Origin of the sequence: Proteus vulgaris, assembly GCF_016647575.1 — a bacterium.
GTDB classification, from domain to species: Bacteria; Pseudomonadota; Gammaproteobacteria; order Enterobacterales; family Enterobacteriaceae; genus Proteus; species Proteus mirabilis_B.
In genome coordinates, this window is sequence record NZ_CP032663.1 from 2120357 (window position 1) to 2136141 (window position 15785).

Annotated in this window: 15 protein-coding genes; 5 read left to right on the forward strand and 10 right to left on the reverse strand. The window is 39.5% G+C overall.

Annotated elements, in window-relative coordinates; all coding sequences use genetic code 11:
- Positions 1-17: 17 nt before the first annotated feature.
- Positions 18-1961 (reverse strand): ATP-dependent DNA helicase, encoded by a 1944-nt coding sequence (locus tag D7029_RS09885; protein WP_194950573.1) that lies wholly within the window; start codon positions 1959-1961, stop codon positions 18-20.
- An 85-nt stretch (positions 1962-2046) separates the two neighbouring features.
- Here D7029_RS09885 and D7029_RS09890 point away from each other — a divergent pair, with 85 nt between their 5' ends.
- Entirely contained in the window at positions 2047-2391 is a 345-nt protein-coding gene (locus D7029_RS09890; protein ID WP_098942664.1) for a RidA family protein, read from the forward strand.
- A 34-nt stretch (positions 2392-2425) separates the two neighbouring features.
- On the opposite strand, the gene D7029_RS09895 is transcribed toward D7029_RS09890, so the two are convergent.
- The 4 genes from D7029_RS09895 to zwf all read right to left on the reverse strand — a co-directional run bounded on the left by D7029_RS09895 (position 2426) and on the right by zwf (position 6268).
- Positions 2426-3283 (reverse strand): SDR family oxidoreductase, encoded by an 858-nt coding sequence (locus D7029_RS09895; RefSeq protein ID WP_194950574.1) that lies wholly within the window; start codon positions 3281-3283, stop codon positions 2426-2428.
- 146 nt (positions 3284-3429) lie between these two features.
- Positions 3430-3762 carry a multidrug/spermidine efflux SMR transporter subunit MdtI gene (mdtI, locus tag D7029_RS09900; RefSeq protein ID WP_023582084.1) on the reverse strand — a complete coding sequence of 111 codons (333 nt, stop codon included), beginning with the start codon at positions 3760-3762 and terminating at the stop codon, positions 3430-3432.
- Between the two features lie 2 nt (positions 3763-3764).
- Positions 3765-4205, reverse strand: coding sequence for a multidrug/spermidine efflux SMR transporter subunit MdtJ (gene mdtJ / locus D7029_RS09905; protein WP_075671146.1), 441 nt, complete (start codon positions 4203-4205; stop codon positions 3765-3767).
- 587 nt (positions 4206-4792) lie between these two features.
- A complete protein-coding gene (gene zwf / locus D7029_RS09910) occupies positions 4793-6268 on the reverse strand; it encodes a glucose-6-phosphate dehydrogenase (protein ID WP_194950575.1) in 1476 nt (491 codons plus the stop codon).
- A gap of 351 nt (positions 6269-6619) precedes the next feature.
- On the opposite strand from zwf, the gene D7029_RS09915 reads away from it, so the two are divergent.
- Together D7029_RS09915 and pyk are read left to right on the forward strand one after the other, a co-directional pair.
- Positions 6620-7462 (forward strand): MurR/RpiR family transcriptional regulator, encoded by an 843-nt coding sequence (locus D7029_RS09915; protein WP_088495461.1) that lies wholly within the window; start codon positions 6620-6622, stop codon positions 7460-7462.
- Between the two features lie 231 nt (positions 7463-7693).
- On the forward strand, positions 7694-9136 hold the full coding sequence (pyk, locus tag D7029_RS09920; protein ID WP_088495460.1) for a pyruvate kinase: 1443 nt from the start codon (positions 7694-7696) through the stop codon (positions 9134-9136).
- A gap of 80 nt (positions 9137-9216) precedes the next feature.
- Here pyk and lpxM read toward each other — a convergent pair whose 3' ends face one another.
- The 3 genes from lpxM to znuA form a co-directional block, all read right to left on the reverse strand.
- Positions 9217-10191, reverse strand: a complete 975-nt coding sequence (gene lpxM / locus D7029_RS09925) for a lauroyl-Kdo(2)-lipid IV(A) myristoyltransferase (RefSeq protein ID WP_194950576.1) — start codon at positions 10189-10191, stop codon at positions 9217-9219.
- A 105-nt stretch (positions 10192-10296) separates the two neighbouring features.
- The gene (mepM, locus tag D7029_RS09930; protein ID WP_194950577.1) at positions 10297-11622 is read right to left on the reverse strand and encodes a murein DD-endopeptidase MepM; all 1326 of its coding nucleotides are present in this window, start codon (positions 11620-11622) and stop codon (positions 10297-10299) included.
- A gap of 12 nt (positions 11623-11634) precedes the next feature.
- Positions 11635-12579, reverse strand: a complete 945-nt coding sequence (znuA, locus tag D7029_RS09935) for a zinc ABC transporter substrate-binding protein ZnuA (protein WP_088495458.1) — start codon at positions 12577-12579, stop codon at positions 11635-11637.
- Positions 12580-12653: 74 nt separating this feature from the next.
- Between znuA and znuC the strand changes: the two genes are divergently transcribed.
- A complete protein-coding gene (gene znuC / locus D7029_RS09940; RefSeq protein WP_151435258.1) occupies positions 12654-13379 on the forward strand; it encodes a zinc ABC transporter ATP-binding protein ZnuC in 726 nt (241 codons plus the stop codon).
- The gene (znuB, locus tag D7029_RS09945; protein ID WP_069369079.1) at positions 13372-14157 is read left to right on the forward strand and encodes a zinc ABC transporter permease subunit ZnuB; all 786 of its coding nucleotides are present in this window, start codon (positions 13372-13374) and stop codon (positions 14155-14157) included. Before znuC ends, znuB begins: the two co-directional genes overlap by 8 nt.
- Before the next feature lie 97 nt (positions 14158-14254).
- Here the strand turns inward: znuB and D7029_RS09950 are convergent, their stop codons facing one another.
- Both D7029_RS09950 and ruvB read right to left on the reverse strand, forming a co-directional pair.
- Positions 14255-14731: a macro domain-containing protein gene (locus D7029_RS09950; RefSeq protein WP_194950578.1), complete on the reverse strand. Its 477-nt coding sequence runs from the start codon at positions 14729-14731 to the stop codon at positions 14255-14257.
- A gap of 34 nt (positions 14732-14765) precedes the next feature.
- Positions 14766-15776, reverse strand: a complete 1011-nt coding sequence (gene ruvB, locus D7029_RS09955) for a Holliday junction branch migration DNA helicase RuvB (protein ID WP_109393837.1) — start codon at positions 15774-15776, stop codon at positions 14766-14768.
- Positions 15777-15785: the final 9 nt, after the last annotated feature.

The window sequence follows — 15785 nt, forward strand, 5'->3', positions numbered from 1 at the left end:
ATTCTGTGCGATCGCTATTATGAATCCGATATTTCTTGTATTTCATTCTGCTGTGCGCGTTGGCTCAAAAATTTCATTGTTTTTTCGAGTGAACGCGTACGAGGTGATGGAGGCAAACTACTTAAAAAAACTTCGCCATAAGCACGAGAAACTAACCTATCATCACAAACTATAATTGCACCATAATCGTGTACATCACGAATTAATCGCCCAACACCTTGCTTTAAACTAATAACAGCATCAGGAATTTGGACGTCTCTAAAAGCATCTCCGCCTCGCAATTCACAATCTTCAATACGTGCTCTTAATAAAGGATCATCAGGTGCTGTAAAGGGTAATTTATCAATAATCACGCAAGACAACGTATCGCCACGCACGTCAACGCCTTCCCAAAAACTTTGGGTCGCAACTAAAAGCGCATTTCCTGATGAAACAAACTTTTGCAGTAATTGCGTTTTGCTCATTTCTCCTTGCATCAATACAGGTAATGGCAAACTGGCTTTAAACTCTTCAGCAAGTCCACGCATCATGGCATGTGAGGTACAGAGGAAAAAACAGCGGCCTTGGTTCTTTAAAATAACGGGCGTTAGCATAGCGGCTAAACGTTTCGCTGTATAAGGCTGATTTAATGGTGGTAAATAACGCGGTACACAGAGTAATGTTTGATGTTGATAATCAAATGGGCTGTTTAAAATCAGTGTTGTCGCATTTTCTAAGCCTAATCTATCTGTGTAATAAGACATCTGCTCATTTACAGAAAGTGTTGCTGAGGTAAATACCCAACTGCTTTTATGTGATTTGATTAATTCGCGAAATTTATCTGCAACAGACAGTGGTGTGATAGCTAATAAGAAATGGCGACCATAACTTTCAAACCAGTAACTATAACCCGGAATTGTGGTGTCAATCAGGCGTTTTAAACGATTGCGATAAACGGTGGCACGTTCAAAAGCACTATCAAGTAATTGGCTTCGCCCTAACGAGAGTTTCATTACGTCATAACTCAATTCTAAGGCATCATCCAGTAATGTAAGAAAACGTTTTGTTTCGCCACCTTGCAATAGCTCACGTAAATTTCCTCGATAGCCTGTTTCACCTAACACTAGGCGAAAATCCATCACCATTTGCGTTAATCTATCAGCACTTTTTTGTAACTGAACTTGATCTCTTACTTCTGTACGATAAGCAACCGTCATATCTCTGGCGAGATCAAATAGCTGTCTACTGGTAAGTTGTTGTCCAAAATAGTGGCTAGCAATATCTGGAATTTGATGGGCTTCATCAAAGATCATAATTTCAGCTTCCGGAATTAGCTCACCAAAACCAGTATCTTTAACAACAGTATCCGCCATAAATAAATGGTGATTAACCACCACGACATCTGCATCCATTGCTTTTTTACGTGCGCTTAGAACATAGCACTCTTTATAACGAGGGCAATCACTTCCCAAGCAGTTATCGTTAGTGCTGGTGACTAAAGGCCAAACTCGGCTATCTTCAGCAACACTATGACAACGGCTAACATCACCATCTTCTGTTTGTGTTGACCATTGGCGTACATACATAACATCAGACAAAACTTCAGCTTCCAGATCACCACCACTGAGCATTTGCTGATCAAGTCGTTCTAAACAGAGGTAGTTAGAGCGCCCTTTTAATAACGCCGTATTACCATCATAATTAATTGCTTCAATGATCGTTGGTAAATCTCGACTATATAATTGATCTTGCAAGGCTTTAGAGCCCGTTGAGATAATAGTTTTTTTACCCGAACGCAATGCTGGTACAAGATAGGCATACGTTTTTCCAGTACCTGTACCCGCTTCAGCGATAAGTACACCTTGCTTATCAATAGTTTCCGTTATCGATTTCGCCATTTGTCGTTGAGCTTCACGGGGATGAAATCCTGGAATAGTTCGGGTTAAAATCCCGTTTTCTGCAAAATCGTCTGACACAGGCATACTCTTTTTATAAAATAAGACGTAAATTATGCCAGTGGATAACCAAAAGTACCACCTATGCCGTTAATACAAAGGAGAATTCATAATGACAATTAAACGTATCGACCCTGAAGATCGCTGGTCTGAAGCCGTTATTCATAACGACACTATTTATTACACTGCAGTGCCAGAAAACTTATCAGGCGATATTATTGAACAAACAGCAGACACATTAGCGGCAATCGACGTTTTGTTACAACGTGTAGGTTCTGATAAAACTAAAATTCTTGATGCGACAATCTTTTTAGCTGATAAAGCCGATTTTGAAGGTATGAATAAAGCGTGGGATGCATGGGTTGCCAAAGGTAGCGCACCTGTGCGTTGTACTGTACAAGCACAATTAATGCACCCTGAATATAAAGTCGAAATTAAAATTATTGCTGCAATGTAAAAGTATTTAATAAGCACCTACTTTCCATAGGTGCTTATTTTTTGAATTTATTAGCTAAATCAAGATAGTAATCTGACAAATGCTCATCGCCATAGCTCTCACCAATATGGCTATTTCCCATAAATGTTAAGAAAAACTCAAAAGGCCCATAAAATTTTTGAGAAGTAAAATGGCGCAATATAAAAATAGTCATTTTTCTTAAGAAGTCAGGTAGATGAATAATTTTTACTTTTTTATTTAATGCAACGCCTGCAAGTTCAGCAATTTGATTTAATGACAGAACATCAGGTCCACCCACAGAAATTTCTTTCGTATTACGCCCTATCATTTTAATTACAAACTGGGCTAGATCTTTACCTGAGATAGGATTAATTTTTTGTTCACCCGAACCAAATAAATAGACTTTTCCCGCCGAAGCCATTTGTAAAAAATCTCCCATATCGCTGAAGTAGCCATTAGGTCGAATAATACAATACGATAAATTAGATTGTTTTAATTTATCGACAAAACGCTCTTTAGCTTCAAAGATTTTTAATTGGCGGTATTTATCTCCATCTATGGCGGAGATATAAATAAACTGTTTAACTTGTGATTTAACAGCTTCTTCAAGAAGGTTTACATTCGCTTGATAGTCAACATCCTGATAGGTTAATCCCTCTTTTTGCCGAGTGATCCCTACTGTAGAAATAACACAATCAATATCTTTAGTAAGATCTTTTATTTGGTCAGGATTTGTTATTGCACCAATAAAAACATCATCAATATTCGTAAACTGTGTCGCTTGCTGGCGATTTCTAACTAAAATACGTACCCAATAACCTTGTGTTTTTAGTTCTTGTACAAGAAATCGTCCTAAATAACCTGTTGCCCCAGCGACTAATATCCGTTTCATATATTCTCCTTGTTTAAACAATAAAAAGAATAGCATAAAAACAAAAAAGCTGAATTCATAAGAACTCAGCTTTTTTAATGTCACTTATTTTGCTGTGATAATTAGATTCTTTTTTATCAATATCTCACTCATTAAGTTAATTAGATTTAGGCAAATTTAATCATTACCATACCTACTAGTAATAATATAATTCCACCCCATCCTTTATAATTGAGTCTTTGATTAAATAAAATCCAACCGGCGGCGATAGTTGCAATAATTCCGAATGCTCCCCAAAGTGCATAAGCTACCGAAAGCTCTATTCCTTTGACTGCCATTGCTAGTGCACTAAAAGCACCTAACACACAAAACAGTGATAATATTCCTAACCCCATTCGGCTAAAGCCGTTAGACATTTTTAAGAATATATTCGCGACAATCTCCAGCACTACGGCAAGTATTAAAAACGCACCGTGCCACCATTCAAATTGAGCTAACATAATTAAGCCTCCTTGATATTGGCAGGAATTGGCTTATTCGCTCCTTTTACAGCACTGGCAACGTGCTTGGCTTTACCAGCAATACTTTTTACCGATTCTGTTGTTTTCTTAGCAACAGCCGATTTTTTAGTACCTGATTTGATAAGCGTGATCCCTGCAATTAACATTGCTAGACCGCCTAATTTTAATGGTGAGAGTGATTCTCCAAACCACAGAACACTGAATGTCGTAATAATGACAATTCCAATACCTTCCCACAGTGCATATGCTACACCTAATGCCACTTTTTTAACGGCTATGGCTAAAAAGATATAGGAAGTGGCAATCATTAACCACATCACAATCATACCGGTGTAACCACCGCTCACACTGGCGTACTTCATAGATAAAGTACCGATAACTTCACAAACAATAGCTAATGCTAAAAATATCCAATAAATCATTTTTTCATCTCTCATACACACTCGAAATACGCCAAAACGTTTCTTACGCAGAAGATAGAGAATATGTAGATAGTCTTTCTGGCGGCAATAGTAGCCGAACGTTAAGGCAACGTCGTTTCCTGATAACTCAGGAATAAAGATGAGAGGTTTCTATAATGCGCCACACCAGTAGTGTTCGCTGGATAAAATAGCAGAAAGGAATAACTTATAGGTAGAACGTTTAACTTTGACGCTTTTGGCGCTAGTCATGATTATTTATTCTTTCATCGCACAGACCATCCGCACGATATACTCCGAACCCTCATATAAGATGGTTAAATGTTACATGATATTTCTATCACGCCAAATTATTTAAAGCAATGCTTTTGAGGAAAAAATTTTTAGTTAATTGGTTGGTTTTATTTAAGTTTTAATTTTCTATAGCACCATAACTTGTCGGTTTAATGAATAGTTATTGAAACAATTTTCGTTTTAGCATGGGTTTTATTCATCTATTAGCAAGTAATTATGCTTAAAAACATTTGTCAGATACAAAAACACCCAGCATAGCTGGGTGTTTTTTCTTTAGAATGGATAATCAAAATCAGTTATTCAATTTCATTCCAAGAACGACCATCGCGGGTGATCATGGCAACAGATGCCACAGGTCCCCAAGTGCCCGCTTGATATGGCTTAGGCAACTCATTATCGCATTCCCATGCGCTAATGATTGAATCCACCCATTTCCATGCTTCTTCTACTTCGTCACGACGCACGAATAGCGCTTGTATCCCGCGCATGGCTTCTAACAATAAGCGCTCGTAAGCATCCGCCAAATGCGTTTGATTGAATGTTTCAGAGAAACTCAAGTCCAGCTTAGTTGTTTGTAAACGGTGTTTATGATCGAGTCCCGGTGCTTTATTTAGCACTTCGATATCGATGCCTTCATCTGGCTGTAAACGAATAGTCAGCTTATTTTGTGGTAACTCTTGATAAGTCTCACTGAAAATATTCAGCGCAGGCTTTTTAAAATAAACCACAACTTCTGAACATTTACTTGGTAGACGTTTACCTGTTCTTAGATAAAACGGAACACCCGCCCAACGCCAGTTGTCAATATCAGCGCGGATTGCCACAAATGTTTCTGTATTACTGGTTTTATTCGCACCTTCTTCATCAAGATAACCCGGCACTTTTTTACCTTGTACAAAACCACCAGTATATTGTCCACGAACCGTTTTTTCGCGAATATTGGTGTTATCAATACGGCGTAATGAACGTAAGACTTTCACTTTTTCTTGGCGAATACTGTCAGCCGTTAAATCAGCAGGTGGTGACATCGCTATCATAGTCAGGATTTGTAATAGGTGGTTTTGCACCATATCACGCATTTGACCGGCTTGATCAAAGTATCCCCAACGCCCTTCAATACCCACTTCTTCTGCAACCGTAATTTGGACATGGTCAATCGTTTTATTGTCCCAGTTGTTGACAAATAGTGAGTTTGCAAAGCGCAATGCTAATAAGTTTAAAACGGTTTCTTTACCTAAATAGTGGTCAATACGATAAATTTGTGTCTCTTTAAAGTATTTCGCCACACTATCGTTAATAGAAACCGAAGACGCTAAATCAGTCCCTAATGGTTTTTCCATTACGACACGATTAGGCTCTTTGTTTAATTTTGCATGCCCTAATCCCTGACACATCGCACTAAAGGTGCTTGGAGGCATAGCAAAGTAATAGATAGCCGGTAATTTATCTTGTTTTAGATGCTTTGATAACTCAATGAAATGGTCGGTTTCATTAACATCAAGATTACAAAAATCTAAGCGATCACTTAAACGTTGCCAAATTTCAGGGTTAATTTCTTCTTTTAAAAAGGTTTTTAACGCTTCATGAGCGACATTTTTATATGCATCAACATCCCAATCAGCACGACCGACACCAATAATGCGAGAGTCAGGGTGAATATATCCTGCTTTTTCCAATTGATATAATGATGGAATGAGCTTACGGCGTGCTAGATCCCCTTTCGTACCGAAGATAACCAGATCACAGGCCTGAGCAGTCGATATCGCTGCCATAGAACGTCTCCTCATGATGAGATTTTGTAATTTTGTTACAGAATTTTGTATTAATGTACTCTTTTGGATGTATTCAGTAAATACACTTGCACATTTTAGTCCCTAACTTACCACACATATTGTAATGCTTCATTTTATGCCTAGTGTTTTATCCTTTCTTGTAACTTTACAACAGTTTTGTATCTTGCTTTCAGCTTTGAAAGTTAGACACACGTCATACTTTAACGAAAAAAGCCCTGTTTACCGATGGTTTACACTGCAAGCCTTGTTCTTTGCGTAGTATATTTTCATAAAACCGTTATAGATTTCTCCTTTTATTGAAATTGGCAAAGCCAAGGATCTGTATATTTAATGAATATATTGGAAAGGGTTCAGTCTAATCTGGACATCTTGAGTAAATCAGAAAAAAAAGTCGCAGAGGCTGTTTTAACTGCGCCACAAACCGTTATCCATTCAAGTATTGCCTTAATGGCTAAAACGGCTGATGTCAGTGAACCCACTGTTAATCGATTTTGCCGACGTATGGCAACAAAAGGATTTCCTGATTTCAAATTACAATTAGCACAAAGCATTGCCAACGGCACACCTTATGTAAATCGTAATATTGATGATTCCGATACTGTCTCTTCTTATACCAATAAAATTTTTGAATCCGCAATGGCGGGACTTGAAAATGTTAAAAATAATATTGATATCGCAGCTATCAATCGTGCAGTTGATATTTTGACGCAAGCTAAAAAAATCTCTTTTTTTGGTTTAGGTGCATCAGCAGCCGTTGCTCACGATGCCATGAATAAGTTTTCTCGTTTTAATATTCCTGTCACTTATTTTGATGATGTTGTTATGCAGCGTATGAGTTGCATAAATAGTACTGATGGTGATGTGGTGGTTATTATTTCACATACAGGACGTACTAAGAATTTAGTTGAAATCGCAAAAATCGCGCGTGAAAACGATGCATCGGTCATTGCCATTACCACTCCGGGCTCTCTTTTAGCCTCTGAAGCTACCCTTCCTATATTGCTTGATGTGCCTGAAGATACTGATATCTACATGCCGATGATCTCCCGCCTTGCTCAACTCACTATTATTGATGTTCTCGCAACAGGATTTATTTTACGCCGAGGACCAAAATTCAGAGATAACTTGAAGCGCGTCAAAGAAGCTTTACGTGATTCACGGTTTGATAAGTAACCGTTTTTAATTATTCTGTTAGTATTGTCACACTTCAATTTGTGCCCCTGACTAGATAAGTTTTTGAAAAATGGTAGCATATCTGCGAGCTAACTCTCGCATATAATGAAAACAGTAGTGTATGTTGCAATTAGCTTGAAGCGTTTCACTTAACATATTGGGTAAAGCACTATCTGATTTCTGTTTTATCCAATTGCCAACACCTTTCGTTCAAGGTCAACGGAGTAATACATGTCCAGACGGCTCAGAAGAACAAAAATTGTTACCACCTTAGGCCCAGCAACAGATCGTGATAATAACTTAGAAAAAATTATTATTGCTGGCGCAAATGTTGTTCGATTAAATTTCTCTCATGGTTCTGCGGAAGACCATCTTGCTCGCGCTAATCGTACGCGTGAAATTGCTGCAAGATTAGGTCGCCATGTTGCTATCCTCGGGGATTTACAAGGTCCTAAAATCCGTGTATCTACCTTTAAAGACGGAAAAGTTTTCCTGAATGTCGGTGATAAATTCTTACTTGATGCAGCGCTTGAAAAAGGCGAAGGCAACCAAAATCAAGTGGGTATCGACTATAAAGGCTTACCTGCTGACGTGGTTCCAGGCGATATTTTACTTCTTGATGATGGTCGAGTTCAGTTAAAAGTCCTCAAAGTTGATGGTTTAAAAGTCTTTACTGAAGTGACTGTCGGTGGCCCTTTATCTAACAATAAAGGCATTAATAAGCTCGGTGGAGGCCTCTCTGCTGATGCATTAACAGAAAAAGATAAGCAAGACATTATCACTGCTGCAAAAATTGGTGTTGATTACCTTGCCGTTTCATTCCCAAGAACAGGTGAAGATCTTAACCTTGCTCGCCGTTTAGCCCGTGATGCAGGCTGTGAATGCCAAATCGTTTCTAAAGTAGAGCGTGCTGAAGCGGTTGCTAATGATGAAATCATTGATGAAATCATTCTTGCTTCTGATGTGGTGATGGTTGCTCGTGGCGATTTAGGTGTTGAAATTGGTGATCCTGAGCTGGTGGGTGTACAGAAAAAATTAATTCGTCGTGCTCGTCAGCTTAATCGTGTCGTTATCACTGCTACTCAAATGATGGAATCAATGATAACAAATCCAATGCCAACACGTGCTGAAGTCATGGACGTTGCTAACGCCGTATTAGATGGCACTGATGCTGTTATGCTTTCAGCAGAAACCGCAGCAGGACAATATCCAGCAGAAACGGTCGCTTCAATGGCACAAGTCTGCTTAGGCGCTGAAAAAATGCCAGCTGCCAATGTTTCTAAGCACCGTTTAGATATGGTGTTTGATACAGTAGAAGAAGCCATTGCGATGTCTACAATGTATGCAGCTAACCATATGAAAGGCGTTAATGCGATTATTGCGATGACTGAATCAGGTCGTACTGCACGCATGATGTCCCGCATCAGTACAGGTTTACCGATTTTCTCAATGTCTCGTCATGAGAAAACATTAAATCAGACTGCTCTTTATCGTGGTGTAACACCCGTTTATTGCAGTACTCACACTGATGGTATTGCCGCTGCTAATGAAGCAATCGGCCGTTTACGTGATAAAGGTTTCTTAGTTTCTGGTGATTTAGTGTTAGTCACTCAAGGTGACCAAATGGGCACTGTGGGTAGCACCAATACATGCCGTATTCTGACGGTTGAATAACACAGAGTCCAAAATCTTAATAGCAAAACGGGCACTTTATTAAGTGCCCGTTTTTTATTTACTTATTTTTCGGACAAGAACTAGTCCAGAATATTCTCACGAGCATAAGGCTCTATTTCGCCCTCTTTACGTGTTTTCAGTAATTTTAAGATCCACGTATATTGTTCTGGCGTTGGTGTCACTAGAGCTTCTAACTCTTCATTCATTCTACGTGCAATATACTCATCATCTTTATCTTCAATATCATCCATTGGTTCACGCACAATAATATTAAGTTGATGCGTTTTATGACAATACACTGGAAACAGAGGCACAATAGCCGCTCGGCACACTTTCATTAACCGCCCAATCGCGGGTAATGTCGCTTTATAAGTCCCGAAAAAATCTACAAATTGGCTATGCTCTGCACCATGATCTTGATCTGGCAGATAATAGCCCCAGTAACCTTGTCGTACAGAAGAAATAAATGGCTTAATACCTGCTTCGCGTGAATGTAATCGACCATCAAAATGATGACGTGCTTTATTCCATAAATAATCAGCAACGGGATCTTTTTGATGATGGAACATCGCTGCCATTTTCTGACCTGTTGATGCTAACAGCATTGCAGGGATATCAACGGCCCATCCATGAGGCACCATAAAAATGACATTACGACCTTGCTCTTTAAAACGCTCAATGATTTCTAGTCCCTGCCAAGATGTGCGCTTTAATATACGCTCAGGGCCTCTTAAGCAAAGCTCTGCTAACATCACAAAGGATTGAGGCGCAGTTTCAAACATACTGTCGAGTACATTTTCACGTTGCGTTTTATTCCATGTTGGAAAACAGTATCTCAAGTTGATATCTGCACGACGTCTTGCGCTTTTCGCTTTACGTCCAACAAAACGACCAATAGAAGCAAGAAATGGATCACGCCATTTTACTGGCATATAAGCCAATGCACTTAATACACCTGCACCTAACCATGTTCCCCAATGACGAGGATGCAAATATGCACGGTGAAAAGTGGGTACATAACCCGCTTTGCTATCTGTATCTTTTTCTTTATTCATCAGATAACTCTCTGAACTGATACCCCAAATAGGCGTAAAAAACATTAAAACAAAAGCGGATGATATCAATCATCCGCTTTTATGTCTTTAAAATCGTGTTTATTGTCAATCGGCTAGCACTAATTGCGGCTTAATCTCTTTTACTTTAGCTAGATATTCTTGTTTATCTTTACCTGTTAAACCATCAGCACGAGGTAAGGTCGCTGTTAGTGGATTGACTGCTTGTTGGTTGATCCACAGCTCATAGTGCAAATGAGGTCCCGTAGAACGCCCTGTATTGCCTGATAACGCAATTCTATCTCCACGCTTAACACGTTGCCCTGGTTTTACAAGTAACTGGCGTAAGTGCATATAACGTGTCGTATATTGGCTACCATGACGAATAGCAATAAAGTTACCTGCGGCACCACTGTATTTAGCCACAATAACTTCGCCATCCCCTGTTGCTAATACAGGTGTACCCACTGGCATTGCAAAATCGACACCTTTATGAGCAGCTAAACGACCTGTAACAGGATTAATACGACGAGGGTTAAATTGAGAGGAAACTCTAAACTGCTTCACTGTTGGGAATCGCATAAATCCGCGTTCTAATCCACCAGCTTGGCTATCATAAAAACGACCATCTTCAGCAAGGAAAGCATAGTAGTCTTTACCTGCGCTGCGTAAACGCACACCAATAAGTTCACTTTGTTCTGTACGACCATCAAGCACTTCGCGAGAAAAGAGTGCTGCAAATTGATCGCCACTTTGTAGTTTTTTAAAGTCTACTTGCCATTGCAATGCTTTAGTCACTGCACGCGCTTCTGAATTCGTTAAACCTGCATTCGTTGCACTAACAGAGAAACTTCCACGAATAACACCGGTGGTAACACTGTTTTTCCACTCACCTTTTTGAAACTCTTTTGTCTCTTTAAAGCCCGTTTCTGTACGGGTATAAACACGAGTTTCACGGCGAGAAACACCCCAACTTAACTCTTTTAATAACCCATTATCATCAAGCTCCCAACTAATTGGTTGTCCGATTTTAAGGTTTCTAAGATCTTTATTTTGATTAGAAATAGTTGCGATATCAGCTGAATCAATACCAAACTGAGTCAATATTGAACTTAATGAATCGCCACTAGAGACAATATAAGTATGAGGGACTTGTGCAACTGCGGTGCTTGCATCGGAGCCATCATCAGCATCGACTAAGCCTTCGTCAGTAAGTTGATCACTACTGTCAGTGATAATGTCATCTGTATTTTCATCTTGGTTGGCAAGAGGCATTTGGATGCTGACAGGAACTTCTCGGTTTTGCTCATTTTGAAGAACCACTGGTCGCCAAATTGCGACGGCCAGTGTTGCTGCAGTTAACGAACCGAGCATGATCTTATGTGGGAGTGGTAAACTTAAATATACCTGTGCAATGGATTTCTTCTGCTGCACGTTCTTAATTCCTTATTGTGTTTCATTCAGGCAGCTCGCATATTGGTTAGCTAGTTGGGTAAGGAATTTTATATAGCTCTCTTGAGTCAGAGCAATCCCACTTCCTAGGGGGTCTAATACACCCATTTTAACCCCAGTGCCTTTCGCCACTGTTTCTATTACTGTCGGCCTAAATTGTGGCTCAGCAAAAATGCAAGTTGCTTTTTGCTCAACCAACTGTGTTCGTATTTGATGTAATTTCTGTGCACCCGGCTGTATTTCAGGGTTGATCGTAAAATGACCTAACGGCTTTAAATTATAATGTTTTTCGAAGTAGCCATAAGCATCATGAAAGACAAAATAACCCTTATTTCTCACAGGCGACAGAATATTAACAAGATTCTTATCAGTTTGCTTGAGTTGTTCGCTGAATTTACCTAGGTTTACGTCCAGAAGTTCTTTTTTATCTGGATAGAGTGTAATTAACCTTTCGTGGATCTGTTTTGCAGACGACAACGCAATCTCTGGTGATAACCAGATGTGCATATTATAATCACCGTGAGAATGATGTTCGTGATTTTCCTCATGTTTATGCACATTGTCATCATCATCTTTCAATAAAAGTGACTTTATTTCGTCAGTTTCCGCTAAAGCCAACTTATGATTGTCAGTAAGTCTGTTTAATGGCTTATCTAAAAACACTTCCATATCAGGGCCCACCCATACCATCAGGTCTGCGGAGGTGATTTTTTTTAAATCAGAGGGTTTTAATGCATAATCGTGTGGAGATGCCCCATCTGGTAATAAAACTTCTGTTGGTGTTACTCCATCAGCGATAGCAGCAGCAATAAATCCTAGTGGTCTAATGGAAACGACGACATCAGCCTGCACTGAAGCACTGAATGAGCTTATCATCGCTGTAGCTAAAAACGATTTCAATAAAAAACGGTGCGCAAATTTGTTGTTTTTATGTAACATAGGAAGAATTCTCGTGAATCATCATTGGAAATGTTATATTATAACGTTTCAATGATTCTGCAAGTGCTAATTTTATGTCTGACTTGATTTGTTTAAAATCGGTTTGTGTTTCTTTTGGTGAAAGAGAAATTTTAAAAGATATCTCTTTTGATCTAAAAGCAGGCCGTATTCTTACTTTACTTGGCCCTAATGGTGCGGGTAAATCTACGGTTATCCGTTTAGTTCTTGGTTTATTAAATCCAACCTCAGGAAAAGTTGAGCGTCAAAATGCGCTACGCGTGGGCTATGTGCCACAAAAACTTTATCTCGATCCCACAATGCCACTCACCGTTAAACGGTTTATGACACTAAAACCGGGTGTTCATGATAAAGATATTCTCCCTGCTTTAGAACGAGTTAATGCGGCGAAATTAATCAATCAGCCGATGCAAAAGCTCTCTGGTGGTGAGTCTCAACGTGTATTGTTAGCAAGAGCGTTGCTTAATCAGCCCCAACTTTTAGTTTTAGATGAACCCACTCAAGGTGTTGATGTTAATGGTCAATTAGCACTTTATGATTTGATTAATCAGCTTCGTCACGAATTAGGTTGTGCCATCTTAATGGTTTCTCATGATCTTCATCTTGTGATGGCAAAAACGGACGAAGTCCTCTGCTTAAATGGTCATATTTGCTGTTCAGGCACACCAGACGTTGTTTCTTCTCATCCTGAATTTATTGCCATGTTTGGAAGTCGTGGTGCTGAGCAACTTGGTATTTATCGTCATCATCACCAGCATAGTAAGGAGTGTCGTCATGATTGAGTTGCTGTTACCGGGTTGGATTGCCGGTATGCTCTTAGCAATGGCGGCGGGCCCTTTGGGCTCTTTTGTCGTTTGGCGTCGTATGTCTTATTTTGGTGATACCTTAGCGCACGCTTCATTACTGGGTGTTGCATTTGGTTTGCTGTTTAATATCGAGCCTTTTTACGCTGTTATTGCAGTCACCCTTCTTCTCGCTATTCTATTGGTTTGGTTAGAATTAAAACCTCAACTTTCTGTCGATACGCTTTTAGGGATCATGGCACACAGTGCGCTTTCTTTAGGGCTTGTAGTTGTCAGTTTAATGTCGAATGTGCGTGTTGATTTAATGGCTTATCTATTTGGTGATTTGCTGTCTGTAAACTATCAAGACGTTATCAGTATCTTTATTGGTGTTGTGATTGTTTTATTCGTGATCATTCGTTCATGGCGTCCTCTGCTCTCCATGACGATTAATCAAGATATGGCATTTGTTGATGGTGTGAATATTCAGCGAGAACGCTTAAAGTTAATGATGATCACCGCGTTAACCATTGGTTTAGCCATGAAATTTGTAGGTGCTCTGATCATTACTTCTTTACTGATCATTCCAGCAGCAACCGCTCGTCGTTTCGCTCGTTCTCCAGAACAAATGGCTCTGATTGCAATCGCTGTTGGTATGTTGGCAATTACAGGCGGCTTAACCTTCTCTGCTTTCTATGACACACCCGCTGGTCCTTCTGTTGTTTTAGCCGCAAGTTGCCTATTTATTTTGAGTCTATTTGCACCTGCTAAACAGTAATTATTTCCAGCACATTAGATAAATAAAACCCCAACAACACTATGTTCTTGGGGTTTATTTTTATCTTTTTTAATTGAATGTCTGAAAATCGATCTTTCTATTTTTTGCTTAATTCAGCTTCATCTATGGGAGCATAAATTAGCACATGAACATCCGCTAAAGGTTCCATTGCGCTTTTAATTTTTTCATACACCACAGACCATTCTAGGCCGCCTAAACCCGCCCCTAAAGGTGGGATGGCAATAGATTTAATATTGCGCTGTTTAATTTCATTAACCAGTGTAATTAACCCAGCCTCAATATCTTCAATACAACTTGCATTTCGCCAGTGTCGTTTTGTTGGGAAATTAACAATAAAACGAGGGTGAGTCGCTTTTTGTATTTCATAAATAAACATTACACCGGGTGTCAGTTCTTTATTTTTGCACGCTAAAGCATAAGCTTTAAAATTATCAGGCCATGCTTTTTTAAATTGTAAGGCGATACCGCGCCCCATTACACCAACACAATTAACGGCATTTACAATTGCCTCGGTGTTTGCATGTAAAAGATTGCCTCGAGTCAGTTCTATCATTTAAATCACCTCCAATCTGATGCTGATATAAATATTAAGGCTCTTCTACGATACGATTAAAATGACGATAGGCGTGATTAGTGGCAACTCGACCTCTTGGTGTGCGCTGAATAAAACCTTGCTGAATTAAATAAGGTTCTAATACGTCTTCTATGGTTTCACGCTCTTCACCAATAGCGGCTGCAAGGTTATCTAATCCTACAGGCCCACCCATAAATTTATCAATGATGGCAAAAAGAAGTTTGCGATCTAAATAGTCAAAACCTGCCGCATCCACATTCAACATATCAAGCGCTTTAGACGCAATTTCTTCATCAATAGCACCATTGCCCTTTACTTGGGCAAAATCTCTCACACGGCGCAATAATCGATTAGTAATACGCGGTGTACCTCGTGAACGCATAGCAATTTGGCGAGCGCCTTCGTCTGTCATCTCTAATCCCATAAAACTGGCACTGCGAGAGACAATGTGTTGGAGATCGTCAACATTATAAAATTCAAGACGTTGAACAATACCAAAACGATCACGCAATGGAGATGTTAAAGAGCCCGCTCGGGTGGTTGCACCCACTAAGGTAAATGGCGGTAGGTCGATTTTAATTGAACGAGCCGCTGGTCCTTCACCAATCATAATATCGAGTTGATAATCTTCCATTGCTGGGTAAAGAATTTCTTCAACAACGGGTGAAAGACGATGGATTTCATCAATAAACAGCACGTCATGAGGTTCAAGGTTAGTTAGCATCGCGGCTAAATCACCTGCTTTTTCAAGCACAGGACCTGATGTCGTGCGTAAATTAACACCCATTTCATTAGCAATGATATTTGCTAATGTGGTTTTACCTAATCCGGGAGGTCCGAAGATAAGCAAATGATCGAGAGCATCATGACGCAATTTAGCCGCCTGAATAAAAATCTCCATCTGTTCGCGAACTTGCGGTTGCCCAACATATTCGGCAAGAGATTTAGGACGAATAGCCCTATCAATAATTTCTTCTTCAGGTTGTTGAATTTCTGCTGAAATCAGGCGATCTGCTTCAATCACAATGTGTTA